This is a genomic window from Caulobacter sp. 602-2 (genome assembly GCF_011043625.1).
Taxonomy (GTDB): Bacteria; Pseudomonadota; Alphaproteobacteria; order Caulobacterales; family Caulobacteraceae; genus Caulobacter.
Map to the genome: position 1 here is coordinate 152,927 of NZ_JAAKGT010000009.1, position 24,267 is coordinate 177,193.

22 protein-coding genes are annotated in these 24,267 nt (G+C 72.5%); 9 read left to right on the forward strand and 13 right to left on the reverse strand.

Translation table 11 applies throughout. The annotated features are described in order from the left end of the window. Positions 1-69: 69 nt before the first annotated feature. Positions 70-984 (forward strand): DUF4350 domain-containing protein, encoded by a 915-nt coding sequence (locus G5B46_RS17680; RefSeq protein WP_165260863.1) that lies wholly within the window; start codon positions 70-72, stop codon positions 982-984. A 152-nt stretch (positions 985-1,136) separates the two neighbouring features. On the opposite strand, the gene G5B46_RS17685 is transcribed toward G5B46_RS17680, so the two are convergent. Beyond that, positions 1,137-1,907 (reverse strand): enoyl-CoA hydratase, encoded by a 771-nt coding sequence (locus G5B46_RS17685; RefSeq protein WP_165260865.1) that lies wholly within the window; start codon positions 1,905-1,907, stop codon positions 1,137-1,139. Beyond that, the gene (locus G5B46_RS17690) at positions 1,904-2,365 is read right to left on the reverse strand and encodes a MarR family winged helix-turn-helix transcriptional regulator (RefSeq protein WP_165260877.1); all 462 of its coding nucleotides are present in this window, start codon (positions 2,363-2,365) and stop codon (positions 1,904-1,906) included. Before G5B46_RS17690 ends, G5B46_RS17685 begins: the two co-directional genes overlap by 4 nt. A 120-nt stretch (positions 2,366-2,485) precedes the next feature. On the opposite strand from G5B46_RS17690, the gene G5B46_RS17695 reads away from it, so the two are divergent. Next, a complete protein-coding gene (locus G5B46_RS17695) occupies positions 2,486-2,761 on the forward strand; it encodes a hypothetical protein (protein ID WP_165260879.1) in 276 nt (91 codons plus the stop codon). 6 nt (positions 2,762-2,767) lie between these two features. Here G5B46_RS17695 and G5B46_RS17700 read toward each other — a convergent pair whose 3' ends face one another. Continuing rightward, positions 2,768-3,847, reverse strand: coding sequence for an MBL fold metallo-hydrolase (locus tag G5B46_RS17700; protein ID WP_165260881.1), 1,080 nt, complete (start codon positions 3,845-3,847; stop codon positions 2,768-2,770). A 163-nt stretch (positions 3,848-4,010) separates the two neighbouring features. Here G5B46_RS17700 and G5B46_RS17705 point away from each other — a divergent pair, with 163 nt between their 5' ends. Next, positions 4,011-5,345, forward strand: coding sequence for a hypothetical protein (locus G5B46_RS17705; protein ID WP_165260883.1), 1,335 nt, complete (start codon positions 4,011-4,013; stop codon positions 5,343-5,345). A gap of 309 nt (positions 5,346-5,654) precedes the next feature. Here G5B46_RS17705 and G5B46_RS17710 read toward each other — a convergent pair whose 3' ends face one another. After that, positions 5,655-7,196 carry an acetolactate synthase large subunit gene (locus G5B46_RS17710; protein WP_165260885.1) on the reverse strand — a complete coding sequence of 514 codons (1,542 nt, stop codon included), beginning with the start codon at positions 7,194-7,196 and terminating at the stop codon, positions 5,655-5,657. A 123-nt stretch (positions 7,197-7,319) separates the two neighbouring features. On the opposite strand from G5B46_RS17710, the gene G5B46_RS17715 reads away from it, so the two are divergent. Beyond that, positions 7,320-7,964, forward strand: coding sequence for a lysoplasmalogenase family protein (locus G5B46_RS17715; RefSeq protein WP_165260887.1), 645 nt, complete (start codon positions 7,320-7,322; stop codon positions 7,962-7,964). Here the strand turns inward: G5B46_RS17715 and G5B46_RS17720 are convergent. From G5B46_RS17720 to G5B46_RS17735, 4 genes are read right to left on the reverse strand one after another with little or no spacing between them, the layout of a single operon-like run. Further along, on the reverse strand, positions 7,951-9,735 hold the full coding sequence (locus tag G5B46_RS17720) for a feruloyl-CoA synthase (protein WP_165260889.1): 1,785 nt from the start codon (positions 9,733-9,735) through the stop codon (positions 7,951-7,953). The two genes, G5B46_RS17715 and G5B46_RS17720, sit on opposite strands and share 14 nt — an antisense overlap. Positions 9,736-9,766: 31 nt before the next feature. Then, positions 9,767-10,996, reverse strand: a complete 1,230-nt coding sequence (locus G5B46_RS17725; RefSeq protein ID WP_346764946.1) for a DUF6596 domain-containing protein — start codon at positions 10,994-10,996, stop codon at positions 9,767-9,769. Continuing rightward, on the reverse strand, positions 10,993-11,307 hold the full coding sequence (locus G5B46_RS17730) for a YciI family protein (RefSeq protein ID WP_165260891.1): 315 nt from the start codon (positions 11,305-11,307) through the stop codon (positions 10,993-10,995). The genes G5B46_RS17725 and G5B46_RS17730 overlap by 4 nt, the downstream gene beginning before the upstream one ends. A gap of 3 nt (positions 11,308-11,310) precedes the next feature. Further along, positions 11,311-11,658: a YciI family protein gene (locus G5B46_RS17735; RefSeq protein WP_165260893.1), complete on the reverse strand. Its 348-nt coding sequence runs from the start codon at positions 11,656-11,658 to the stop codon at positions 11,311-11,313. Positions 11,659-11,840: 182 nt separating this feature from the next. Between G5B46_RS17735 and G5B46_RS17740 the strand changes: the two genes are divergently transcribed. Further along, positions 11,841-13,385: a DUF2235 domain-containing protein gene (locus G5B46_RS17740; RefSeq protein ID WP_165260895.1), complete on the forward strand. Its 1,545-nt coding sequence runs from the start codon at positions 11,841-11,843 to the stop codon at positions 13,383-13,385. Here the strand turns inward: G5B46_RS17740 and G5B46_RS17745 are convergent. After that, entirely contained in the window at positions 13,382-14,716 is a 1,335-nt protein-coding gene (locus G5B46_RS17745; protein ID WP_165260897.1) for a dihydroorotase, read from the reverse strand. The genes G5B46_RS17740 and G5B46_RS17745 overlap by 4 nt on opposite strands. Before the next feature lie 106 nt (positions 14,717-14,822). On the opposite strand from G5B46_RS17745, the gene G5B46_RS17750 reads away from it, so the two are divergent. Then, positions 14,823-15,317 carry a hypothetical protein gene (locus G5B46_RS17750; RefSeq protein ID WP_165260899.1) on the forward strand — a complete coding sequence of 165 codons (495 nt, stop codon included), beginning with the start codon at positions 14,823-14,825 and terminating at the stop codon, positions 15,315-15,317. 15 nt (positions 15,318-15,332) lie between these two features. On the opposite strand, the gene G5B46_RS17755 is transcribed toward G5B46_RS17750, so the two are convergent. Together G5B46_RS17755 and G5B46_RS17760 are read right to left on the reverse strand one after the other, a co-directional pair. After that, entirely contained in the window at positions 15,333-15,893 is a 561-nt protein-coding gene (locus G5B46_RS17755) for a hypothetical protein (protein ID WP_165260901.1), read from the reverse strand. 3 nt (positions 15,894-15,896) lie between these two features. Continuing rightward, positions 15,897-17,078 carry a glycosyltransferase family 9 protein gene (locus G5B46_RS17760; protein WP_165260903.1) on the reverse strand — a complete coding sequence of 394 codons (1,182 nt, stop codon included), beginning with the start codon at positions 17,076-17,078 and terminating at the stop codon, positions 15,897-15,899. A 109-nt stretch (positions 17,079-17,187) separates the two neighbouring features. Here G5B46_RS17760 and G5B46_RS17765 point away from each other — a divergent pair, with 109 nt between their 5' ends. After that, entirely contained in the window at positions 17,188-18,015 is an 828-nt protein-coding gene (locus G5B46_RS17765) for a folate-binding protein YgfZ (protein ID WP_165260905.1), read from the forward strand. Here G5B46_RS17765 and G5B46_RS17770 read toward each other — a convergent pair. Both G5B46_RS17770 and G5B46_RS17775 read right to left on the reverse strand, forming a co-directional pair. Beyond that, complete coding sequence (locus G5B46_RS17770) at positions 18,007-19,728, reverse strand: hypothetical protein (RefSeq protein WP_165260907.1); 1,722 nt, start codon at positions 19,726-19,728, stop codon at positions 18,007-18,009. The genes G5B46_RS17765 and G5B46_RS17770 overlap by 9 nt on opposite strands. Positions 19,729-19,821: 93 nt before the next feature. Next, complete coding sequence (locus G5B46_RS17775; RefSeq protein WP_165260909.1) at positions 19,822-20,244, reverse strand: hypothetical protein; 423 nt, start codon at positions 20,242-20,244, stop codon at positions 19,822-19,824. A 129-nt stretch (positions 20,245-20,373) separates the two neighbouring features. Between G5B46_RS17775 and G5B46_RS17780 the strand changes: the two genes are divergently transcribed. Next, positions 20,374-20,967, forward strand: a complete 594-nt coding sequence (locus G5B46_RS17780; RefSeq protein ID WP_165260911.1) for a DNA-3-methyladenine glycosylase I — start codon at positions 20,374-20,376, stop codon at positions 20,965-20,967. Positions 20,968-21,233: 266 nt separating this feature from the next. Then, complete coding sequence (locus tag G5B46_RS17785) at positions 21,234-24,260, forward strand: DUF2339 domain-containing protein (RefSeq protein ID WP_165260913.1); 3,027 nt, start codon at positions 21,234-21,236, stop codon at positions 24,258-24,260. Positions 24,261-24,267: the final 7 nt, after the last annotated feature.

Here is a 24,267-nt window from a genome sequence, read left to right on the forward strand (position 1 = left end):
GCTCCGCGGCCTTTTCTTTGTCCCGACGCGCGATAGGCTCGCCCGCGAAGTTCCCGGGGGATCCGCGCCATGCGTCGTCGTCAGGTCCTGCTTTCCGCCGCCTGCGTCCCCCTGCTCGGCGCCTCGCCGGGCGGGCTCGCCCAGGCCCGCCAGCAGGCGCCCGACCCCGATGTCGACACCTCCGTCGCCAAGCCGGCCTACCCCCAGGGCAAGGGGCCGCGCCTGGCCATCGACGGCGGGCACAACAACTTCCACACCGTGGACGGCCGCTTCGCCCCGTTCGCTGCTGTGGCCCGGGCCGACGGCTACCGGGTCTCGGGCCTGACCGGCCCGCTGTCGGCGCAGAGCCTGGCCGGGGTCGACCTGCTGGTCGTGGCCAATCCGCTGGCCGCCGTGAACGTCGGCGACTGGAGCCTGCCCAACCCCGGCGCCTACACCCCCGAAGAAGCCGCCGCCGTTAAGGCCTGGGTCGAGGCCGGCGGCGCCCTGCTGCTGATCGCCGACCACATGCCGTTCCCCGGCGGGGCCCAGCCCCTGGCCAAGGCCTTCGGCTTCGATTTCGACAACGGCTTCGCCCAGAGGACCGGCGGCGGGCCCGAGTTCTTCCAGCGCGCCGACGGCTCGCTGCTGGACCATCCGATCACGCGCGGGATCGACCGGGTGCAGAGCTTCACCGGCTCGTCGTTCCGCGCCCCGCCGCAGGCCCAGCCGCTGCTGGTGCTGCGCGGCGGCTGGAGCGTGGCCATGCCGCAGAAGGCCTGGGTGTTCGACGACAAGACCCCCCGTCACGACGGCGAGGGCCTGCTGCGCGGCGCGGCCCTGTCGGCAGGCAAGGGCCGGGTCGTGGCCATGGGCGAGGCGGCGATGTTCACCGCCCAGCTCGCCGGGCCGCAGGGCCGCAAGATGGGCTTCAACGCCCCGACGGCCTCGCGGAACAAGGCGTTCCTGCTGAACGTGCTGCGGTGGTTATCGGGAAAGGTCTGAACAAGGAACCTCCCCCTATGGGGGAGGCGATCGCGTTAGCGATCGGTTGGGGGGGAGTAATCACGAAGCCAGCCCACTCAGTGGAAGCTGAAAACGGCCCCCCTCCGTCGCCTTCGGCGACACCTCCCCCAGAGGGGGAGGTTCTATCGATCTCACCCCGCCTTGCTGAAGTCGGGCGCGCGGCGCTCGGCGAAGGCCATGAAGGCTTCGCGGGCCTCGGCGGTCTGCAGGCGCTCGGCGAACAGGGCGCCTTCCTTGTCCATCAGGGCGGCGATGGCCTCGGCGTCGCGCATCAGGCCCTTGGTGACGGTCAGGGCGCCCAGCGGACGCTTGGCCAACTGGTCGGCGGCGGCGCGGGCCTTGGCGCGCAGCTCGTCGGCCGGGACCACGGCGTTGGCCAGGCCCCAGGCGGCGGCCGTCGTTCCGTCCACCGCCTCGCCCAGGGCGAACATGGCGTAGGCGCGGGCGTGGCCGATGCGGGCCGGCAGCAGCCAGCTCGACGCGGCCTCGGGGGCCAGAGCCAGGTTGACGAACGGCACGGTCAGGCGCGCGTCGGGGGCGACGAACACCAGGTCGCAGTGCAGCAGCATGGTCGTGCCCACGCCGACGGCTTGGCCGTGGACGGCGGCGACCAGCGGGCGTGTGGCGTTGGCCAGGGCCTTGAGGAACCGCCACACGTGGCGCTCCTCGGTGAAGGCGCCGGTGGCCTGCGCCACGAAGTCGCCGAGGTCGTTGCCGGCGCTGAAGCTGTCGCCGTCGGCCTGGAACACCACCACCCGGATCTCGGGATTGGTCTCGGCCCCTTCCAGGGCGTCGGCCAGGGCGCCGTACATGGCGTTGCTGAGCGCGTTCTTCTTTTCGGGACGCGACAGGGTGATGGTCAGCACGCCGGCCTCGAGGCTGGTCTTCACGTGCTCGGTCATTGGGGAGCGTCTCCTTTGGGGAACTTGGTCTGCAGGCTCGAAAGCCAGCGGGCGACCACGGCGATCTCGTCGTCCGTGAAGCCCTCGGTGAGGTGGGCGTTGAGGTGCGCGAGGCCCGCCTTGGCCTCCTCGCGCGCCGCGCGGCCGTGGTCGGTCAGGTGCAGGCGCAGGGCCCGGCCGTCCTTGGGATCGGGCCGGCGTTCGACCAGGCCCGCGCGGGTCATGCGGTCGACGAGGCCGGTCATGGCCGAGGGGGCCAGGTCCAGGGCCTCGGCCGCCTCGCCGATCAGCGCCCCGTCGGCGGCGCCCAGATAGAACAGCACCCCCGATTGCGCCGAGGTCAGGCCGTTTCCTTCGGTCGCCAGCTTGGCCTCGATCCAGCGCTGCACGCGCCGGTGGCCGGCGGCGAGCAGGAAGACGAAGCGTTTGTCCGGTGCGGGCGAGGGCGGCGTCGACATGCGCCGACTATATGCTTCGCGTGCGAAATATCAAACGGATGTTTCGGTGATCGACGCAGACCATCGCCGGGCGCTCAACTTCCGCTTTCGGCCGCCGCCGGCTCATGGAAGGGTGCGCCCATGAAAACCGCACTTCTCTGCCTCGCCGCGCTCGGCGTCCTGGCCTCCTCGGCCTGCACCGACAGCCGTCGCGCCCGCAACGACGCCACCTGGAGCGACCTGCCGGCGGATGTCACCTGCTGGAGCTACGGGACCGAGGTCTTCAAGGGGCGGTCGACGGGCAAGGTCTCGTACGGCGACACCGGCCGCATCTCGTTCGTCGACGCGGCCAACGGCCGCTACACCACGATCGATGGCGATTGCCGCGTCGTCTACCTGCCCAAGAAGGCGGCCTGATCCAGGCTAGCCGGCCCGATACCAGGCCACGCCCGTCTCATCGACCTCGCGCACGGCCTGGCCGCGGGCGATCAGGCAGTTGAGGTGGGCCAGGGCCTCGCCGGTGGCCATGCCCAGAAGGTCCGGGCCGATCGGCCGGGCGAACAGCGCCCCGAACGTGTCGACCGCCCGGCGCGGCTCCGCAAGCTTGCCCAGCAGGCGCGACAGGCCCCGCTCGTGGCCGGCGATCAGCTGGTCGATGCGGGCGTGCAGGCCGCGGAACGGCGCGTTGTGGGCCGGCAGCACCAGCACCTCGTCGGGCACGGCCGCCTTGACCTTGGCCAGCGAGGTCAGCCAGTCGGCCAGCGGGTCGGCGTCGGGCTCGGTGGGAAACACCGAGACGTTGGACGATATCCTGGGCAGCACCTGGTCGCCCGAGATCAGCAGGCCCAGCGACGGGCTCCACAGGCAGGCGTGGTCGGGCGAGTGGCCCTGGCCGGTCACCACCGTCCAGTCGTGCTGGCCGATGCGGAAGGTCTCGCCGTCGCTCATCCGCCGATAGCTGTCGGGCAGGGCGTGGATGGCTCGGCCAAAGCCGCCGAAGCGGGTCTTGTAGTTGTCGACGGCGTCGTCGTCCCAGCCGGCCGCGTGGAAGAACCGCACGCCGTCCTCGGGGGCTTCGCGGCCGGTGTCGGCCACCAGCATCCGGCACTGGAAGTACTCCAGCCGGGTCATCCACAGGCGGCAGTCGAACCGCCGGGTCAGCCAGCCGGCCAGGCCCACATGGTCGGGATGCAGGTGGGTGACGATGACGCGGGTGACGGGGCGGCCGGCCAGCGCGCCGGCGAAGGCGGCCTTCCAGGCGGCGCTGGTGTCCTTGGTGGCCATGCCGGTGTCGACGATCGCCCAGCCCTCGCCGTCCTCCAGCGCCCAGACATTGATGAAGCCCAGCGACCCGCCCAGCGGCTGGCGCAGCCACAGGACGCCCGGCGCGACCTCGACCGCCTGGCCCGAGCCGGGCTCGGGCTCGACCTCGAACGGATAGACCAGGCGCGGCCGGCGCGGCGCCTCGTTGTCGCCCCCGGCATCCTCGAACCCGTCGCTCATCGCCGTTCAACTCCCCGCGCCGCGCGTCCTGGCCGTCTCGCCAGCCCATTTTTCATGGTCAAGCCGCGCCATGATTGCGCCCCCGTCGGACGACATCTTGACCCTCGATGCAAGGGGGGGCTTAAGTCCGCCCCGAGGAATCCACCCCCAGGAGACTACAGACATGAGGCCATTCGCGATCGGCCTGACGGCCGCCCTCGCGGTCGCCGCGCTCGTTCCGGCCGCCGCCTTTGCGGCGCCGAAGGATGCCAAGCCCGCCGCCGCCGCCGTCGACGCCAAGTCGCGTGAAGCCGGTATGAAGGAAGCTCCGCCCCTGGTCGCCCAGGCCGGCGTGGCCTGCCAGGTGTCGGACGCCCGCCTGATCGGCGCCGACAAGAAGTCGGCCACCTCCTACTACGAAGTGGCCTGCCAAGAGGGCATGGGCTACGCGCTGGTGTCCAAGAAGGACACCGCTCCGCAGGCCTTCTCGTGCGTCGAAACCGGCCAGCCCGGCGCTGACGGCAAGGAATCGGGCCTGAAGTGCCTGCTGCCGGCCAACGCCGACGCCAAGCAGGGCCTCAAGCCGTACCTGGCCAAGGCCGGCGCGACCTGCGACCTGCAGAACGCCCGCGCCATCGGCACCGGCAACAACAACTCGTTCTTCGAAGTCTCCTGCGCCGGCGGCACGGGCTACATCGTCCAGATCCCGGTGCCGATGAAGCTCGAGGGCACGGTGGCCAACAGCTGCCTGCTGTACGAGGAAGGCGGCAACATCTCGTGCAAGCTGACCGATCGCGCCACCCAGCTGCAGATCGTCGACACCCTGGCGGCCGCCGCCAAGAACAACTGCGCGGTCAAGGACAAGCGCTACATCCTGACCACCAAGACCGACAACTACTTCGAAGTCGCCTGCCAGGATGGCAAGGGCTACGTGCTGCAGCAGGCCGTGGCCGGCGGTTCGCTGGTTCGCGCCATCGACTGCGCCAACGCTCCGGGCGGCGCCGAGTGCACCCTGACCGACAGCCGCGCGGCCAAGACCGAGCAGGCCGGCCTCTACACCAGCCTGGCCAAGAAGGCCGGCTACGACTGCAAGGTCGAGTCCTACGGCCTGTTCCCGTCGCAAGACCCCAAGAAGGAAATCGTCGAGCTGAAGTGCTCGAACACCCCGCGGGGCGGCATCGGCGTCTTCTCGGTGGCCGACAACCGCGTCTATGACTGCGTCACCGGCGAACTGAACGGCTTCCGCTGCAGCTACACCAAGCCGGACGTCGAGTTCACCCGCCTGTGGGACGACCTCAAGAGCTACAACAAGGCCGGTTGCCAGGTCTCGGGCGCGCGCATCATCGGCCGCACCGACACCAGCGGCTTCGTCGAAGTGGCCTGCGCCGACGGCCTGCCGGGCTGGGTGCTGTCCTACCCGCTGAACCAGGCTTCGCCCAAGCCGAACGAGCTCCTGTCCTGCCTGCAGGCCAAGGGCGTCGGCGGCGGCTGCAAGCTGCCGACCAACATCAAGAAGTAAGAGTTCCTCGGAGCTCTGACGAAGAACCCCGCCGGTGCGAACCGGCGGGGTTTTTTTAATCCTCCCCCCGAAGGGGGAGGTGGCCCGGAGGGCCGGAGGGGACAGGGTCGGTACTCAATTGGCCGAAGGCAATGAGTTATCTGTTTCAATAGCTTATAGTAGTTGTCATCCCGGCCGCAGCGCAGCGGAGCGCCGGGATCTCCCACAGTTCAGAACCTGCCGACGTGGGAGATCCCGGCTCTACGGATCGCTGACGCGCTCCTCCGGCCGGGAAGACACGTTTCCTTGCACGCCAACTGAGTCCAGACCCTAGGCCAGCGCCGCCTCGATCAGTCGCGGGCCCTTGGCCGCCATGGCCTGGGCGAAGGCCTCGTCGAAGGCCTCGGCGGTGTCGACCCGCTGGGCCGGCACGCCCATGCCTTCGGATACCGCCACCCAGTCGATGCGCGGATCGCCAAGGTCCAGCAGCCGGCTCGCCGCGGGGCCGGGATTACCCGCGCCGGTGCGGCCAAGCTCGATGCCCAGGATGCGATAGACGTGGTTGGCGAAGACCACGACCACGACGTCCAGCTGCTCGCGGGCGATCGTCCAAAGGCCCTGCACCGTGTACATGCCCGCCCCGTCGCCGGTCAGGGCCAGCACCTTGGCCTCGGGCCGCGCCACGGCCGCGCCGACGGCCAGCGGGATGCCCTGACCGATCGCGCCGCCGGTCAGCGACAGCCAGTCGTGGGCCCGGGCGGCGCGGGTCTGGGTGAAGATCGGCAGGCCGGCGGTCACCGCGTCGTCGGAGATCACCGTCTGGGCCGGCATGTGCCGGGCGATGCTGGCGCCGATGGCCCAGGCGTCCAGCTTGCCGGCCGGGGCCGGCGGCGGGGCGTAGGTCTCGACGTGGCCGGCGGCGGGCGCTTCCAGCGCGTCGGCCAGGGCGTTCAGCGCCGCGGCCGCGTCGACCTGGCGGCCGCACAGCGTCTCCAGTCCGCAGTGCTCGGGCACGAGCACGCTGGGCCGGTCGGGATAGGCGAAGAAGGCCACCGGCCGCTCGGTGGCGACCAGCACCATCAGGTCGGCCCCGTCGAGGTCCTTCAGGGCCATCTCGCCGAAATAGGGCAGCTTGTCGGGACGGAAGCGCCCCTCGCCGCGCGCCTGGCGGGCGGTGAAGGTGTCGGTCAGCACGCGGATCCCCAGGGCGGCCAGGCGGCCGGCGGCGGCGAGCCCGTCCTCGCGGCAGGCGCCCGACCCTAGCAGCAGCACCGGCGCCCTGGCCGCCTTCACCGCGTGGGCGACGGCCGCCACGGTCTCGGCGTCGGGGGCCGAGGGAGCGGGAACCTCGGCCACGCCGCCGTGCACGGTCGCCTCGTTCCAGGCCGCGTCGGCCGGCAGGATCAGACAGGCGTTTCCGCCCGGCGTTCCATAGGCGGCGGTGATCGCCTCGGCGGTCAGCGGGCCGACGCTGTCGGCGCACTCGGCCGACTTCACCCACAGCGAGTTGGGCGCGGCCAGGGCGGCGATGTCGCTGTTGAGCGGCGCGTCGAAGCCACGGTGATAGGTGGCGTGGTCGCCCACGACGTTGACGATCGGGGTGAAGGCCCGGCGGGCGTTGTGCAGGTTGGCCGCGCCGTTGGCGTAGCCAGGACCCAGGTGCAGCAGCGTGCAGGCCGGCTTGCCCGCGATCCGCCCGTAGCCGTCGGCGGCGCCGGTCGCCACGCCCTCGAACAGGCACAGGATCGAGCGCATGCGCGGCTCGCGGTCCAGGGCCGAGACGAACTGCATCTCGCTGGTGCCCGGGTTGGCGAAGCAGGCGGTCACGCCGTTGTCGGCCAGGGTGGTGATCAGGGCGTCGGCGCCGTTCATGGTCTTCTCCGTACCAGTCGTCTCCCGCTCCCTGTCTCCGACATTTCGGCATGGGCGCGCAACACGATTGCGCCCGCGGGGGCGATCGTCGCAGTCTGGACGGAAAACGGGGGGAAAGTTTCCATGCGGACGATGGGCGCGGCCGCGCGCTGGGCGCTGATCGCCTCGGTGGTCGCCGGGGCGAGCTATGTCGTCACCTGGCGGCTGGACCTGCCGCCGGCGCTGGAGGCCGGCTGGAAGGGCGCGGGCGTCGGCTTGCTGGCCCTGCATGCGCTGCTGCGGGCGCGAGGCTTCGACGGCTGGCTGCTGACGGCGGCGATGGCCCTGGGCGCCCTGGGCGACGTGCTGCTGGACGTGGCGGGCCTGACGGTCGGGGCGGTGGCCTTCCTGGCCGGCCACGGGGTAGCGGCCTGGCTTTACCTTCGCTACCGGATCCCCGGAAAGGCCCTGCCGGTGCTGCTGATCCCGGCCGTGGCGGCGCTGTCCTACGGACTGCCGGCCGAGCGCGCCGGCGCCGGGGGGATCGCCCTCTACGCCACGGGCCTGGCGACCATGGCGGCGGCCGCCCTGCTCAGCGACTTTCCTTGGCGGACGGTCAAGCTGGGGGCGCTGCTGTTCGTGGTCTCCGACCTTCTGATCTTCGCGCGCCTGGGGCCGCTGCCGGACGGACTGCTGACCGGCCTGGGCGTCTGGGGGTTCTACTATCTGGGCCAGCTGCTGATCTGCGTCGGCGTGGCCGGGGCTCTGGACGAGCCTAGAACCGCATGACCGCGTCGTCGGGCTCGGCGGCGAACAGGCGCTCGATCTCGCCGGGACGGCGCTCGCGGGCCAGGGCCTGGTTGATGTAGCCCTTGTCGGTCAGCTCGCCGCTGGCCGCGTCGGGGGCGCCGGGCAGGATCAGGGCGCGGGCGATCCTGCCGGTCCCGCCCTTGCCGGCCGCGTTGAACGCCTCGAGGCCCGCGCGCACCGCCGCCCGGGCCGCGGCCTCGCCGCCCAGCGCCTCGCAGGTGCGCGGCTCCAGGAACAGCATCAGGCCCACGCCCTCGCGGCCCTCGCCGCAGACCACGGCGTCGGACGCCGCCCCGCCGATGGCCGAGATCGCCGCCACCCGCAGGGCGCCGGCGGCCACGAAGGCCCCGCTGGCCAGCTTGAAGTTCTCCACCAGGCGTCCGTCGAAGACGAGGCCGGCGGTCGGGTCGTCCGGATCGGCCAGCCGCGCCGCGTCGCCCAGGCGGTAGAAGCCGTCCTCGTCGAAGGCCTGGCGGGTCGCTTCGGGCTGGTCCAGATAGCCGGGCGAGACCTGCGGGCCCTCGACCCGGATCTCCAGCTTCTCGCCGGCCGGGACCAGCTTCACGGCCGTGCCGGGCGTGGGCAGGCCGACCATGCCCGAGCGGGCGTTCAGCCAGTGGATGTTGCAGGCGGTCGGGCCGGTCTCGGTGGCGCCGTAGCCGGCCGCGAAGGTGATGCGTTCGCCGGTGACGGCCAGGGCCAGCGCCTGCACGCGGTCGAGGATCGACTGGGCCATCGAGGCCCCGCCGTACTGCAGCACCCGCACCCGCGAAAAGAAGGTCCGCGCCAGCGCCGGGTCGCGCTCCAGCTCGCCGACCAGCAGGCCCCAGCCGGCCGGCACCATGTTGTGATAGGTCGGCGAAACCTCGCGCAGGTTGCGCAGCGTTTCGGAAAAGCGCCCCGGCACGGGCTGGCCGGCGTCGATATAGAGCGTGCCGCCCCGGTGCAGCACCATGTGCAGGATGGCGTTGGCGCCCAGGCTGTGGCTCCAGGGCGCGGAGTTGACCAGCACCGGCGGATCGGGGTCGGCGTAGCAGGCCTCGATCTGGGCGGCGTTCAGCGCGATGTTGGCGTGGGTGCAGATCACCGCCTTGGGCCGTCCGGTCGAGCCGGAGGTCAGCAGCAGCTTGGCCACGTCGTCCCCCTCGGCCACGTCGGGCGCGGGCGGGCTGGCCAGCAGGGCCTCGAAAAGCTGGTCGCCGGGACGCGGATTGCGGCTGGCGATCACCGGCAGGCCGTCCAGGCAGTCGTGATCCAGGGCTCCGGCGAAGGCGGCCGCGTCGTCGACATAGACCGCCGCGGGCTTCAGTCGTTCCACCGCGTGGGCCAGGCGCGAGAGATCCGCGCCCGAAAGGCCGTACTGCGGCGACACCGGCGCGGCCGGCGCTCCCAGGCGCATGGCGGCGTAGGCGATCAGGGCGTGGTCGACGCCGTTGCGGGCCAGGATCAGCAGCGGCTTGCCGCGCGACAGGCCCAGGGTCGCAAGGCCGCCGGCCAGGGCCGCCACGCGGCTTTCGGCCTGCCCATAGGTGATCGTGCGCCAGCCGTCCTGGCCCTCGATCCGTTCGGCCAGCCAGACGCGGTCGGGGGCCTGGCCGGCCCAGCGGGCCAGGGGGGCTGTGACCGTCCGCACGGCCTTCGAATAGGGCATGGGGTTGCGCAGGATCAGCGCATCGCCGCGACGTTCGACCTCCAGGGCGCGCGGGGCGTAGCGGGCGTCACGGAAAGGGGCGTCGTCGAGGGATTCCATCGCCCAGTTATGTCCCGCCGCAAACGCCCGTTCAATCCTGGCCGAGCATCGTTCGCCGACGTTCCAGCCACAGCCGCTCGGCCGGGGCGGGGTCCAGCGCCAGGGCGCGGTCGTAGGCGGCACGGGCCTCGGCGGGTCGCGACAGGCGGGCCAGCAGGTCGGCGCGCACGGCGTGGAACGGGCCGAAGGCGTCCAGGCGCGCGGCGTCCAGGGCGTCCAGCTCGGCCATCGCGGCGGGCGGGCCGGCGACCTCGGCCAGGGCCACGGCGCGGTTGAGGCGCACCACGGCGTCGTCGCGCCAGGCCAGCAGGGCGTCGTAAAGCGCCAGCACCGCGCCCCAGCGCGGCGGTTCGGCCAGGCTCCTGCGATGGCTCCACACCGCGTGGATCGCCGCCTGCAGCTGACGGGGGCCGGGCCGGTCGAGATCGGCGGCCCGGCGCAGATAGGCTTCCGCCTCGTCGATCATCGGCCGCCGCCAGAGGGCCGGGTCCTGCTGCGAGAGGGGCGTCATGGCCCCGGTCTCGTCCAGCCGGGCCGGCCGCCGGGCTTCGGCGTAGCGGACCAGCGCCGCCAGGGCCAGGCACTCGGCCTCGCCCGGCGCCAGCTCGGCCAGCGCCGCCGTCAGGTCGAGGATTTCGCGGGCGTAACCTGCGTGGGCCCCGGCGCCGGCGGCGTCCTCGTGGGCCTTGGCGTAGGCGACCTCCAGCGTCGAGAGCACCGCCGAAAACCGCTCGGGCCAGGCGTCCGGGCCCGGGACCTCGAAGGCCACGCCCGCCTGGGCGATCTTCTTCTTGGCGCGGGTCAGGCGCTGGAACATCGCCGCCTCGCCGACCAGGAAGGCGCGGGCGATCTCCTGCACCGACAGTCCGCAGACCAGGCGCAGGGTGAGCGCGGCCCGCGATTCCGGGGCCACGGCCGGATGGCAGCAGACGAAGATCAGCCGCAGGCGCTCGTCGGGGATCAGCCGGTCGTCCGAGGCCATGGCGTCCTCCACCGTCGGCTCCGGCTCCGGCGCGTCGGGCGCCAGCCGCGAGCGCACGGCCCGCCTGCGCAGGGCGTCGAGCGCGCAGCGGCGGGTGGCGGCGTAGAGCCAGGCGGTCGGCTGGCGCGGGACGCCGTCGCGCGGCCACGTCGCCGCCGCGCGGGCGCAGGCCTCGGCGAAGCTGTCCTCGGCCAGGTCGAGGTCGCGAAACCCGGCGGCGAGTGCGGCGATGATCCTGCCGCCGGCCTCGCGCGCCGCCAGGTCGAGCTCGGCGCTCACGCCGCCTGGGCCAGCGGCCGCACCTCGACCGCGCCCTCGCCGAGAGGCAGGCGGCGGGCCCAGGCCAGGGCCGCGTCCAGGTCGCCGGCCTCGATCAGGTAGAGGCCGGCCAGCGGCTGGTCAGTCTCGGCCTTGGGGCCGTCGTGCAGCGGGGCGTCCCGCCGCAGGGTGGTGGCCGTGTCCGGGCTCTTCAGCAGCGCCTGTCCCCGCAGGACCCCCGCCGCCGCCAGGGCGGCGGCGAAGGTCCGGCGGACCGGCGCCAGCGAGGCGGCGGCCGCCTCGTCCTCGTAGATCAGCAGGGCGTAGCGCACGGCCTAGCCGCAGTTGTCGCCGGTGGGCCGGATCTCGATCTTGCCGCCGGGCGACAGCGGGATCTTGCGCGCCCAGTCCACCGCCGCGGCGTGGTCGGCCACGTCGACCAGGTAGAAGCCGCCCAGCTGCTCGTGGGTCTCGGCGAACGGGCCGTCGTGCACGACGCCGTCCTGGGTCAGGGTCGAGGCCGCGCCGGTGGGGGCCAGCTCCGACCCGCTCCAGTCGAGCCCCGCCGCCTGCAGTTCGTCGGTGAACCGCATGTGCCCGGCGATGACGTCGGCCAGCAGCTTCTGGCCGGCCTCGCCGGCGTAGTGGGCCTCGGTCTCGTAGATCAGCAGCATGTACTTCATGGCGGGTCTCCGTCCGGCAAACGCCCTGTGCGCCGCCTTCGTGGGAGAGACGCGCCGGACACGCGCCATTCGACAGCGCCAGCGAAAAAAGTCGAGCCCGCGCGCGCGATGTCGCCATGTTTACCTGAGGCTTCAATGCGGATAGCTTTTCGCGCAGAGATTGTGCCTTGGGGGAGGCGATCATGATCCGGCTAGCGGTATTCTGCGACGGCACCTGGAACGGGCTCCAGATGCAGAACCTGACCAACGTGGCGCGGCTGGCCCGCTCGATCGTGCGCGATCCGCCGGGCCAGAACGGCAAGCCCGGCGTGCCGCAGGTGGTCTATTACGACGAGGGCGTGGGCACCGCGACCGGCGTCAGCCGCACCAGCGACCGGCTGGAGGCCATCCTCGGCGGCGCCTTCGGGGCGGGCCTCGACCGCAAGATCGAGCAGGCCTACCGCTTCATCGTCCTGAACTACAAGGAGCCGGAAGACGAGATCTTCATCTTCGGCTTCAGCCGCGGCGCCTATACCGCCCGCAGCCTGTGCGGCCTGATCCGCAAGTGCGGCATCCTGCGGCCCGAGCACCTGCAGCGCGTGCCCGAGGCCATGCAGCTCTATCGCAACCGCAAGATCCACCCCGCCGGCCCCGAGTGCCAGGAGTTCCGCGACCGCTATTCGCGGCGCGAGGTGGTGGGCAGCGAGGACCTGCGCCGCAAGGTCGGCGAGACGACCGCGCCCCGCATGGCGGCCAGCGCGACCGGCGGCGACGAGTGCCTGCTGACCAACGAGGTGCGCCGCAACCGCGCCGTCGGCATCCGCTATCTGGGCCTGTGGGACACGGTGGGATCGCTGGGCGTGCCCGACCGCTTCGTGCTGCTGTCGGCCTTCAACAAGCGCTTCCGCTTCCACGACACCGAGGCCTCAAAGCTCATCGAGAGCCTGCGCCACGCCATCGCCGCCGACGAGGACCGCCGCACCTTCAGCGCCGCGCCGTTCTCCAACATCCGCGACCTGAACATCACCGCCACCGACGAGCTCAACGCCGATATCAAGCTGAAGAACGCGCGGGCCGCCAAGGCCGGACGCGCGCTCCAGCCCCTGGCCCAGGTGGTCGACCGCAGGGGTCCCGGCTACATCCCCTATGACCAGCGGCGCTATCAGCAGAAGTGGTTCCCGGGCGACCACGGCGCCGTCGGCGGCGGCAATTTCGAGCCGGGCCTGTCCAGCGCCGCCCTGCTGTGGGTCGCGCAGGGCGCGCAGGCGGCGGGCCTGGTCTTCGACGACCGCCCCGACGGCGAGCTGGCCCAGGCCGGCGACCTGGCCAATCCGCTGGTCGACTGGCGCATCGGGCGTCGGCCCGGATCGCTGCGGCCGGCCTGGAAGACCGATCTTCTGGGGATGATCGGCGGCTATCGCTCGCGGGCCGTGTCGATCGGCCGCGACGAGGTGCATCCGGGCGCGCGCCTGCGCTGGATGCGCATGGCCCACTACCGGCCCAAGGTGTTCTCGCCGTTCACCGGCGAGACCAGGCTTGGCCTGCACCGCTATGTCGAGCTGGTGACCGGACCGCCGTTCCGGCTGCTGTTCGTGCTGGCGCTGATCGCCGGCGCCCTGCTGCTGGTCTGGCTGCTGGGCGTGGTCGCCCACGAGCTCCTGCGCCTGCTGCCGTTCGGGATCGGCGCGCCGGCGGCCGACGCCCTGGCGGGCGCCGGCGCCTGGGTGCGCGGCCTGTTCGGAGGCTAGCGGGCCAGGGTCTCGAGGAAGCGCACCGGCTCGCCGCGGCCCTCGGCGACGATCTCGTCGTCGCGCATGACCACGATGCCGCGCACGATGGTGGCCACCGGCCAGGCCTTGGCCTCGAAGCCGTCGAACGGGGTCCAGCCGGCGCGGTTGGCCATCTGCTCGTGGGTGATGACCTTGCGGGCCTTCATGTCGACGATGGTGAAATCGGCGTCGAAGCCTTCGGCCAGGCGGCCCTTGTCGGCCAGGCCGAACACGCGGTTGACGCCGTGGCTGGTAAGGTCGACGAAGCGCTCGAGGGAAAGCTTGCCGTCCACCACATGCGTCAGCATCACCGGCACCAGGGTCTGCACGCCCGGCATGCCCGAGGGCGAGGCCGGGTAGGGGCGGGCCTTCTCCTCGCGGGTGTGGGGGGCGTGGTCGGAGCCCAGCACGTCGGCGATGCCGGCCTCGATGCCGCGCCAGACGCCGGCCACGTGATAGGCGTCGCGGATCGGCGGGTTCATCTGGGCGAAGCCCTTCAGGCGCTCATAGGCCTCGGGCGCGACCAGGGTCAGGTGCTGGGGCGTGACCTCGACGGAGGCGACGTCCTTGTTCAGCGCCAGGAAGTCGATCTCTTCCTTGGTGGTGACGTGCAGCACGTGGATGCGCTTGCCCAGGTTCTTGGCGATGCGCACCAGGCGGTGGGTCGACTGCAGGGCGGCCTGGGCGTCGCGCACCTCGGGGTGGCTGGTCCAGTCGCCGGGACGGGCGAGCGAGCGGCGCTCGGCCAGGCGGTATTCGTCTTCCGAGTGGAAGGCCGCCCGGCGGTTGACGTGCCGCAGCACGTTCTCGACGCCTTCGTCGTCCTGCACCAGCAGCGAGCCCGTCGAAGCGCCCATGAACACCTTGATGCCGCAGCAGCCCGGCAGGCGCTCCAGCTCGCCCAGGAAGTTGGCGTTCTCGTGGGTGCCGCCGACATAGAAGGCGTGGTCGGTGTGCATCCGGTTCTTGGCGCGCGACAGCTTGTCGGCCAGGGCGTCCGGATCGGTGGTGGTCGGCTCGGTGTTGGGCATCTCGAACACGGCCACGACGCCGCCGAGCGCCGCGCCGCGGCTGCCGCTTTCCAGGTCTTCCTTCCACTCCAGGCCCGGCTCGCGGAAGTGCACCTGGCTGTCGATCACGCCCGGCAGCACGGTCAGGCCCGCGGCGTCGAACACCTCGCCGGCCGAGGCTTGGGAGAGGTCGCCGATGGCGACGATCTTGCCGTCCCGCACGCCGATGTCGGTGATCCCACGCCCGGCGTGGTTCACCACCTCGCCCCCGCGGACGATCAGGTCGAAGGTCTGGGACATGGGGCGTGCTCCTGCGGTGGTTTGGGGCGGTCTAGGTCCGCTGGGGGGCGGTGGCAATGGGTGATTTTCTGCTGACGGCTTCGAGCGTGCGGTCTAGCTTCGCGCGATGACCAGTTCGGAAGAGACCGTCGTCGTCCGCAGGCCGGCCTGGGTCCAGCTGGCGCTGGCGGCGGCGATCATCGCCGTGCTGGCGGCCTTTGCGGCCTGGTCGATCGGCAGTGGCTTCGACACCCAGGGCAGCCTCACCAAGGAGCGCCGGCTCCTGATGTGGTACGCGACGGTCTTCGTGCTGAGCCCGGTCGCCGCGATCGGGATCATCATCGCCAGCATCAGGCTTATCCGGCGCGGCGGCGCCTTGATGACCGTGAGGGCGGGTCGGGTGCAGCTGTTCGACGGCCAGCCGGACTTCGCCCTCGATGACGTCCGGCGGATCGTGCTGGGCAATGGCTATCTGGTCTTCGAGCTTCACGACGAAGGCGCGCGCACGCTGCATGTCGGCTTCGTCGAAGCGGCCGCGTCCAAGATCAAGGCCTTGCGGCCGGACCTCGAGGTCTTCGACCCCGGCGATCCCGACGGCGCCATCCGCCGCGCGGCCGGCTGAGGCCGGATCGCCCGCTCAGGGCTGCTTTGCCCCGTCCAGATCGAACGACACCCGGAACAGGCGGCCGGGGCGGGAAAGCTCGTAGCTGAAGGCCTGGTCGGTCAGGCCCAGCGACCAGACGTTGGTGTTCGACACCGCGCGGTCCAGTCGGGTGAACAGGGCCTGCGACTCCGCGTCGACCGGGAAGCGCTGCAACTGGGCCGTTCCGGCCTCGACCGTGTCGCCGCCGTAGCGGGAAAGCTGGTCCTCGACGCCGTCGGCATGGCGGTGGTCGTGCTTGAGGCGCAGGCGGCCGTCGTCGAGGCGGGTGACGATCCAGGTGCGCGAGCGGTCCTCGCCGACGCTGAACGGGATGCGTATCTCGCGGGCGTCGCACCGGGCCACGGTCATGACCAGCGCGGACTTGCGGAACGGCTCGTCGGCGGCGTCGCCGGCGACGACCTGGCCGGTCAGGGTCTTGCCGCACAGGGCGGTCAGGCGGGCGAAGAACTGGTCGCCCGGCGTCTGGTCGGCGGCGGTCGCCGAGGTGGCCGCCGAAAGGCCAAGCAGCGCGAGGAGGGTGACAACGGCCTTCACGGGTCAGGCCTGTGGGCTGGCTTCGCCGTCCGGACGCTTGCGGCGGCGGGGCGAGACCTTGAGCTTGGGTTCGGCTTCCGGACCGGGCGGCGAGGCGGGCGGGTCGAGCGGCAGCTCCGGCGCGCCGGCGGTGGCCTGGGGCGCTTCTGCTTGCGCCTCGGCCGGCGTTTCGGGCGGCATCTCGGGGGACGGCGCGGCCGCGGCGCGGGCCTCGTCCAGCAGTTCGATCGCCGCCCTGACCACCTTGGCCACCGGCAGGTCGCTCATGTGGCGGATGGCCTGCGACAGGTCCGGATCGACGGCCTTGAACTGGTCGAAGTCGCGCGGGCCGCGCACCGCGCGGGTCAGCGGGCCCCAGGGGCCGTAGCGGCGCTCGTCCGACGGGCCGAACAGGCCGACGGTGGGCGTGCCGGCGGCGGCGGCGATGTGCATCAGGCCGCTGTCGTTGCCGATGAACAGGTCGGCGCGCTTCAGGCAGGCATAGGCGGTCAGCAGGTCGACCTTGCCGGTCAGGTCGATGCATCGGCCCCGGGCCGAGGCCATGCGCAGCTCCTCGACCATGCGGCCGTCCTCGGGACCGCCCAGGATCAGCAGGCGCCCGCCCTCCAGCTTGCCGCCGGGGCCCAGCAGCTGGGCGGCGGTCTGGGTGAAGCGCTCGATCGGCCAGACCTTGCCGATCCAGTTGGCGGCCGGGCCCATGGCCAGGATCGGACCGGCCGGCTCGCCGCCCCGCGGGGCCAGCATCTGGTCGGCCAGGGCCTGGACTTCCGGCGTGATGTAGAGATGCGGGGCCGGCGGCTCGCCGTCGATCTTCAGCACGCGGGCGGTCTCGACCACCTTGTGGGCGATCTCGCCGGGGATCTTCTTCCAGATCGCCCGCTTCTCGCGGCGCAGGAAGAGGGCGGTGGCGCTGCCCCGCAGGTCGACCACCAGGCCCCACTTCTTGTGGCGCACCTGGTTCCACAGCTTGAACCAGTGGCCCTTGCCCTTGCCCTTCTCCATCACGATCACCCGGTCCAGGCCAGGCACGTGGGCGAACAGCGGCGCGGCCAGCGGGCCGGCGACGATGGTGAAGCGGGCGTTGGGGATCTGGTCGGACAGCAGCTTGATCAGGCCGGACGACAGCACGGCGTCGCCGATCCGCGTGGCGGTGATGAAGAGAATCGGGAAGGCCCGCTGTGTCATCGGTCCATGTATAGGGTGAACCGGCTGTCAACGCATCCCGTTATCCCGCTTAAGCTTTCCAGAGCTTCAGGACTGGCGCCGGCGTCGCCTCGGCGCCACATGTGCGACCATGACCAGCCAGCGTATCGCCCGCCTCTCGTCCCGCGCCGTGATCGGCGTCTCCGGTCCCGACTGGCGGAGCTTCCTGCAGGGCCTGCTGACCCAGGACGTCGAGACCCTGGCGCCGGGCGAGCTGCGCTTTTCGGGCCTGCTGACGCCGCAGGGGCGACTGCTCTACGACCTGTTCGCAGCCGGCCTGCCGGACGGCGCGCTGCTGGACGTCGCCGCCGAGCATCGCGACACCATCGTGGCGCGTCTTTCCATGTACCGCCTGCGGGCCAAGGTGGAGATCGGCCCGCTCGACCTGGTGGTCGCCGCCGTGTTCGATCCCTCCGGCGCGACGGTGACCGGCGAGGGGCTGTACGCCGATCCGCGCCTGGCGGCCCTGGGCGCGCGGGTCTACGGCCCGGTCGACGAGCCCGACGCCGACGAGGCGGCCTTCGAGGCCCATCGCCTGGCCCTGGGCGTGCCCGGCCCCGCCGACTGGCTGAGCGACAGGAACTATCCGATCGAGGCCGATTTCGACCTGCTGGCCGGCATCGACTTCAAGAAGGGCTGCTTCGTCGGCCAGGAAACCACCAGCCGCATGAAGCGGCGCGGCACGATCAAGAACCGCATGCTGCCGATCGTCTTCGACGGCCCGGCCCCGGCCTTCGGCGCCGAGGTGCTGGCCGGGACCTTGCGCGCCGGCGAGGTGCTCAGCGGGACCGACGGTCGGGCCATGGCCCTGCTGCGCCTCGACCGCATCGAAGGCGCCGAGCTGACCGTCGACGGCCGGCCGGTGCGGGTGGATCGCCCCGAGTGGGTTCCGCCCACGCCGACGGCGGCCTCAGTCTAGCCAGGGCAGGTCGGGCAGCCGGTTGGCGAAGCCGCCGCGCAGGCAGGCCGACGGCGGCGAGGCCGCGTCGACCTCGGCGAGCGCGGTCTGGACCCTGCTGGGCGCGGGGCGCGCCCGGCCCTTGCCGTCGCGGCCTTCGCTGGTCGGCGCGGCGAGAGCCCGCGCCAGGTCGGGCCGGTCCATCCGCATCAGCGCCAGGACGAGCGCCTCGGTCGCATCCGAATCCATGTTGGCGCGGCCGCTGCGGGCGACCCGGTCGGCGACGTCGCGAGCTTTTCGGCCGGCCCGGCAAAGGCCCAGCGCTGCGTCGATGCGGACCTCCCGCGAGCGATCGGCCTCGAGCATGCCGATCAGCACGGGAACCGCCGGTTCTCCCAGGTCGCCGAGCCGGATCACCAGCCCTCTCGATGTTCTCAGCGTCTCGTCGGCCCCGACCATCTCCGCGAGGCCCGGACCGATCCTGTCGAACGTCTCCGGCGGCAGGGCGGCCGCGACCTCGCCATAGACCCGCATGCTGGCGGTGCGGTCAGGGTCGGCGAGGTCGCGCTCGATGGCGGCCAGCAGGGCGCCGGCCTCGCCATCCAGCTTGTCGGCGTTGCTGGCCACGATCCAGCTGTCGAAGATTTCGCCCCGGGCCAGCGCCTGTCCGGCCAGCAAACTGCGAAACCGCGCCAGCGCCGTGTCGACGACCTTGCCGCCGTAGGCGCGGGCCTCGGCCACGGCCGGTTCGGAGCCGGCCGCCAGGGCCTGGGTCTGGGCCTCGTCCAGCACCAGCGAGGCGTCGAGGGGATTCCTGCCCTTCACGAGTTGCGAAATCCGTGGCTTCAGCCCGAGCGCGGCGGCGATCATCGCGGCCTCGTCCTCGTCGCGGCCGCCCACCGCCAGCGGCAGGCGGATCCACTCGGCCTTGCAGTCGAGTCTGTTCCAGGTCAGGCAGGCGACGAACGGCAGCGGAAGGGGCAGGGCCACGCCGTGACGGCCATGGACCAGCGTCACCGCCGCGCCGTCCGGCGCCGTCAGGGTCAGGCGCGTGCGGGGCGTGTCCTTGGGGAACTGGGGGTCGCGCTTGACCAGGACGGCGGGGCGCTCGGGATCGCCCGGAAGGCTGAGCATGCAGGCGTTGGCGAGATCGGGCAGCTCGAAGCCGACCGTCGAGACGCTCATCCGGAAATCCGGCGAGCGGGGAATGGTGTCGCAGACCGCGGGCGGCAGGATGCGCAGGGAAACCGGAACGCCGTCGCCGCGCAGACCTCGCGCGTCGGTGTAGGCGGTCGGGATCGCGTGACCGTAGAGCACGCCCTGGGCCAGTCTTCCCGGCGCGACCAGGTCCATGCGGGCCGGATCGAAGGCCAGCCGCTGGGCCGCGTTCTCGCGGTGCAGGCGGGCGTCGAGCAGGCGATACTGCACGTAGCTGATGGCGCTGTAGGCCAGGCTGCCGCCATAGACCGCGATGGGAACCGCCAGCAGCCAGCGCGGCGCTGCGCCTCGGCGAACGTCCAGCACCATGGTCACGAGCGCGACGTTGAGCAGCGCGGCGATCCAGAGCGGCGAGAGCAGGAACACCAGCAGCAGGTTCAGCACCGGGATCAGCTGCAGCAGGAACGCCGGCCCCATCAGCGTCACGATCAGCGGCCAGACCGGCCTGGCCGGACGAATGTCCGGCCTCTGCGCCGGCTTGCGCGTCCCAAACAGCCTCTCGATCCACGTGCTCATTGGCGCCCCCGCAATCACAGAGGCGCTCTACCGGGAATTGATTACCGATCGGTGGTCACGCCCGGCCCCCATGGGGGCCGGGCGCGATACGTCCTAGCGGCAGCGGCCGTAGCGGTCGGGCGAGGCGCCGGGACCGCCGCGCCAGCCGGGCGGGTTCTCCCAGTTGGTGCCGGGGCCGCCGCGCGGGCCGGGCGGGTTGTCGTCGCGGTCGAGCCAGCAGCGGCGGGCCTGGTTCCACCAGCCGTAGTTGGGGTGCCAGTAGCCGAAGCGCGGATTGTAGTAATAGCCGCGGCGGTAGTCGAAGCGCACCTTCTGGCCCTGCCAGCGATAGTAGCGGCGATCGGGCGAGGCGCCGGGGCCGCCGCGCCAGCCGGGCGGGTTCTCCCAGTTGGTGCCCGGGCCGCCGCGCGGACCGGGCGGATTGTTGTCGCGGTCGCGGTGCTGGGCCAGGACGGGGGTGGCGGTCATGGTCGCGGTCGCCAGGGCGAGCACGGCGAGAGTTCGGAAAGCTCGCATCTGCGGCGTCTCCTTGTCGTTGGCGTCCCTCTGACCAGCCAAACGCGCGAGATCGGCGTTTCCGTCGTTGGTGCATGAATGTTCCGCAAAAGTTCTGGTTTTCGCCGTGCGGTCTGCTAGCGTCGCCGGATGACAGAGATCCATCGCTGCACCTGGCGGGGCATGAACGGCGACCCGCTGTACGAGGCCTATCACGACACCGAGTGGGGCGTGCCCGAGTGGGACAGCCGCGCCCTGTGGGAAAAGCTGGTGCTCGACGGTTTCCAGGCCGGGCTGTCGTGGATCACCATCCTGAGGAAGCGCGAGGCCTTCCGCGCCGCCTTCGCCGATTTCGACCCCGAGGCGGTGGCCCGCTTCGGCGAGGCCGACCGCGCGCGCCTGATGGCCGACGCCGGCATCATCCGCTCCAACGCCAAGATCGACGCGGCCATCGCCGGCGCGCGGATCTATCTCGACATGCGCGAGCGCGGCGAGGACTTCTCGGCGTTCCTGTGGAACATCGTCGGCGACGCCCCGATCCAGAACGCCTTCACCGGCATGGGCGACGTCCCGGCCCAGACGCCGCTGGCGGTCGACATGGCCAAGGCCCTGAAGGCCAGGGGCTACAAGTTCTGCGGTCCGGTGATCGTCTACGCCTTCATGCAGGCGGTCGGCATGGTCAACGACCACTTCGTCACCTGCTTCCGCCACGACGAGTGCAAGGCCCTGGGGCATCGCCACTAGGCGGCGACATTCGCCCGACAGGCGTCCCCCACACCCCGTTCTTCCCCGCGAAGGCGGGGACCCAAGCGGCGTCCGTGGGTCGTCCACGGCCCCGCTCGCCCGCGAAGGCGGCTTGGGCCCCGGCCTTCGCGGGGGAGTACGGTGGGCAAGGGCTGGATTGGCTGAGCGCCGGCTCGCTCCAGGCGGCGCGCTCGGCGTCGAGCCTGGGCGGGCTCAACCGTTCCGTGCTAGAGCCTGGGGCGTAGCGTTCGGGGGCGTGTCGCGGCATGGAATGGGTTTTCATCGTCGGCCTGACGGTGTGGGTCGCGCTGCAGCATCAGTCGCTCGACATCGTGCGGCGGCGGCTGGACCAGACCCTGGCCGAGCTGGAGCGCCTGAAGGCGGCCCTGGAGCGGCGCGAGCCGCCTGAGGCGCCCGAGACCGTGTCGGTTTCCCGGAGCGTGATTTCCGAGGAGCCGCTTCCTCCGGAGCCTGCCGTTCGCGAGCCTGCCGCGCCGACGCCGCCCTCGCCCTGGACGGTCGAGCCGGCCGCGTCCGAGCCTCATCCCGAACCCATGACCATCCCCGCGCCCGCGCCGCGGGTCGCCCGGCCGATGATCACCCGCGAGGCCGCCTCGACCTGGCTGGCCGAGAACGGCCTAGCCTGGATCGGCGGCGGGGGGCTGGCGCTGGGCGGCCTGCTGCTGGTGGCCTACGCCGCCCAGAAGGGGATCTTCACCCCGCCGCTGCGCATCGCCGCGGCGGTGGCGCTGGGCGCCCTGATGGTGCTGGCCAGCGAATGGATCCTGCGCCGCAAGGCCGAGACGAGCCGCCACCTGCTGGCCGCCGCCATCGCGGCCGGGGCCGGGGCGGTCACGCTGTACGGCGCGGTCTGCGCCGCCCACGGCCTTTATCACCTGATCACGTTCTGGCTGGCGGCGGTGCTGGCGGCGGCGGTGTCGCTGGGGCTTCTGGCGCTGTCGCTGCGCCATGGCGAGCCGCTGGCCCTGGTGGCCATGGTCGGCGCGGCCGCCACCCCGATCGTCACCGACATCTCGTCCTGGTCACCCGTGGTCTTCGAGGCCTACGCCATCCTGGTCGCCGCTACCGGCTTCGTGCTGGCGGCGAGCCGCCGGTGGGGCTGGACCAGCCTGGCCACGGCCGTCGGCGCGCTGCTGCTGAGCCTGCCGCCGCTGGCCGACCGGCAGTACGCGGCCGGCGCGGTCCTGGTCGCCCTGGCCGCCGCCGGGCCGCTGGCCGCGCTCTGGCGGCGCCGGCGGACGGGCGAGACGCAGGCCCAGGTGCTGCGCCTGCGCCAGAGCGCCATGGCCGCCCTGTTCCTGGCCAGCCTGGGCGCGATGGCGGTGTGGTTCTGGTCGCCCAGCCAGGCCTCGGCCGCCGCCGGGGTGCTGAGCGGCGTCCTGCTGGGCCTGACCGCGCTGGCGATCGCGACGCGCCAGGCTCCGCCGGCCCTGTTCGCCGCCCCGGCCGGGGTCACGGTGTTTGCGATCCTCTGCTGCCTGCTGTTCGAGGGCGACAAGGCCGGGGTGGCCGTCACGCCGCCCTGGCTCCACCTGCTGCTGGCCTTCATTCCGCTGACGGCCCTGCCCGCGGCGCAGCGGCTGCACGCGGGCCAGCGCCCGCAACTGCTGGCGATCGCCGGCGTCGCCGCCGCGCTCGCCGCCAGCCTGGCCTGGCCGCTGCTGGGCGAGGCCGGCTTCGACCACGCCTGGACGCCGGCGGCCCTGCTGGGCGCGGGCATGTTCGGCCTGGCCGTGCTGATCGCCCGCCGCAGCGAGGCGCCGGCCGGCGATCCCGGCCTGGCGATCTGGCTGGCCGCCGCCGCCGAGATGGTCTTCCTGGCGATCCACGGCGCGACCCAGCCCAGGTTCGAGCCCGCCGCCTTCGCCTTGGCGGCCCTGGCCCTGGCGATCGCCGCCCGGCGCCTGCCCTGGCACGGCCTGGCCCAGGCCAGCGTGGTCGGCGGCCTGCTGGCCCTGGTGGTGATGCTGCGCCCGGCCTTCATCGGGCCGGCGCTGGAAGGCCGCCTGCCCCTGCCGATCCTGGCGGCGGTGTGCGGGGCGGCGACCCTGACAGCCTTCGCCGCCGCCTGGCTGCTGAAGGCCGCCGGTCGCCGCAACGAGGCCGAGGCCCAAGGCGCCAGCGTCCTGATGATCCTGCTGCTGGGCCTGTTCATCGGCGTGCACCTGGTCGTGGTCGGCAAGCCGGGCCACGCCTCGGCGCCGCTGCTGGAATCTTCGCTGCGCACCCTGATCCTGCTGACCGCCGGCCTGGTGCTGGTGCTGCGCCAGCGGCCGGACGACGGCCCGCTGGCCCGCTGGCGCACGCTGCTGGTGGTCGGCGCGGGCCTGGCCCATGGCCTGCTGCTGCAGGGCCTGGTCGCCAACCCCTGGTGGGGCATGGGCGAGGTTCCGGCCGGACCGCCGCTGTTCAACACCCTGCTCTTGTCCTACCTGGCGCCGGCCGTGCTGCTGGCGGTCGCGGCCTGGCGACGGCCGGTCGACGCCGCCGGGCGCGGCTGGGTGGTCGGCTCGGCGGTGTTCGGCCTGCTGTGGGCAGTGCTGGCCCTGCGCCACGGGATCCATGGCCGGGCGATGGCCGAGGCCGGGATCGGCCGGGGCGAGCTGGCCGGCTACACGGTGCTGCTGCTCCTGGCCGCCCGAGGCTTCTTCGACCCGCGCCTGACCGCGCGGCCGGCCGCCAGCTGGCTGGCCCGCGCCGCCCCGACCGTGGGCTGGATCGCCCTGGTGCTGGCGGTCCTGGTGTTCGGCTTCCTGGCCAATCCCTGGTGGGGACCCGACCAGGCGCGGCTGCCGCCCATCGGCGCGGCGCTGCTGGCCCTGGCCCATGTCGCGGGCGCGGCCCTGCTGCTGGAGCTTGGCCGCCGCGACGGCCGCCTGGCGATCGCCGCCCGGGCCAGCGCCGTCGGCGTGCTGTTCGTGCTGGTCAGCCTGGTGGTCCGCTGCGGTTTCCACGGCCCGGCCATGGGCGCCTCGATGTCCGCGGGCGGGCTCGAGACCTGGACCTTCTCGGCCGTCTGGGCGGCTTTCGGCCTGGTGGTGCTGAGCCTGGGCTCGACCCGCCGGGACGCGGTGCTGCGCTGGGCCGGCCTTGCGGTGCTGCTGCTGACGGCGGGCAAGGTGCTGCTGGTCGACCTGGCCCGGCTGGAGGGCGTGGTCCGCGCCGCCTCGTTCCTGGCCGTCGGCGCCCTGCTGCTGGGCGGGGCGGTGCTGGTGCGCCGCCTCAACGCCCGGACGCGGGCGGAGCCGCCGACCCCGACGGACGCTGGCTGACCCCGGA

What these genes read in the sequence shown, in the direction of transcription:
- G5B46_RS17765 (WP_165260905.1), top strand. Translation starts at nt 17,188, where the DNA reads ATGACCAGCCAGCGTATCGCCCGCCTCTCGTCCCGCGCCGTGATCGGC.
- G5B46_RS17735 (WP_165260893.1), bottom strand. Translation starts at nt 11,658, where the DNA reads ATGAAGTACATGCTGCTGATCTACGAGACCGAGGCCCACTACGCCGGC.
- G5B46_RS17680 (WP_165260863.1), top strand. Translation starts at nt 70, where the DNA reads ATGCGTCGTCGTCAGGTCCTGCTTTCCGCCGCCTGCGTCCCCCTGCTC.
- G5B46_RS17705 (WP_165260883.1), top strand. Translation starts at nt 4,011, where the DNA reads ATGAGGCCATTCGCGATCGGCCTGACGGCCGCCCTCGCGGTCGCCGCG.
- G5B46_RS17695 (WP_165260879.1), top strand. Translation starts at nt 2,486, where the DNA reads ATGAAAACCGCACTTCTCTGCCTCGCCGCGCTCGGCGTCCTGGCCTCC.
- G5B46_RS17700 (WP_165260881.1), bottom strand. Translation starts at nt 3,847, where the DNA reads ATGAGCGACGGGTTCGAGGATGCCGGGGGCGACAACGAGGCGCCGCGC.
- G5B46_RS17715 (WP_165260887.1), top strand. Translation starts at nt 7,320, where the DNA reads ATGCGGACGATGGGCGCGGCCGCGCGCTGGGCGCTGATCGCCTCGGTG.
- G5B46_RS17685 (WP_165260865.1), bottom strand. Translation starts at nt 1,907, where the DNA reads ATGACCGAGCACGTGAAGACCAGCCTCGAGGCCGGCGTGCTGACCATC.
- G5B46_RS17785 (WP_165260913.1), top strand. Translation starts at nt 21,234, where the DNA reads ATGGAATGGGTTTTCATCGTCGGCCTGACGGTGTGGGTCGCGCTGCAG.
- G5B46_RS17740 (WP_165260895.1), top strand. Translation starts at nt 11,841, where the DNA reads ATGATCCGGCTAGCGGTATTCTGCGACGGCACCTGGAACGGGCTCCAG.
- G5B46_RS17780 (WP_165260911.1), top strand. Translation starts at nt 20,374, where the DNA reads ATGACAGAGATCCATCGCTGCACCTGGCGGGGCATGAACGGCGACCCG.
- G5B46_RS17710 (WP_165260885.1), bottom strand. Translation starts at nt 7,196, where the DNA reads ATGAACGGCGCCGACGCCCTGATCACCACCCTGGCCGACAACGGCGTG.
- G5B46_RS17750 (WP_165260899.1), top strand. Translation starts at nt 14,823, where the DNA reads ATGACCAGTTCGGAAGAGACCGTCGTCGTCCGCAGGCCGGCCTGGGTC.
- G5B46_RS17775 (WP_165260909.1), bottom strand. Translation starts at nt 20,244, where the DNA reads ATGCGAGCTTTCCGAACTCTCGCCGTGCTCGCCCTGGCGACCGCGACC.
- G5B46_RS17690 (WP_165260877.1), bottom strand. Translation starts at nt 2,365, where the DNA reads ATGTCGACGCCGCCCTCGCCCGCACCGGACAAACGCTTCGTCTTCCTG.
- G5B46_RS17760 (WP_165260903.1), bottom strand. Translation starts at nt 17,078, where the DNA reads ATGACACAGCGGGCCTTCCCGATTCTCTTCATCACCGCCACGCGGATC.
- G5B46_RS17745 (WP_165260897.1), bottom strand. Translation starts at nt 14,716, where the DNA reads ATGTCCCAGACCTTCGACCTGATCGTCCGCGGGGGCGAGGTGGTGAAC.
- G5B46_RS17770 (WP_165260907.1), bottom strand. Translation starts at nt 19,728, where the DNA reads ATGAGCACGTGGATCGAGAGGCTGTTTGGGACGCGCAAGCCGGCGCAG.
- G5B46_RS17720 (WP_165260889.1), bottom strand. Translation starts at nt 9,735, where the DNA reads ATGGAATCCCTCGACGACGCCCCTTTCCGTGACGCCCGCTACGCCCCG.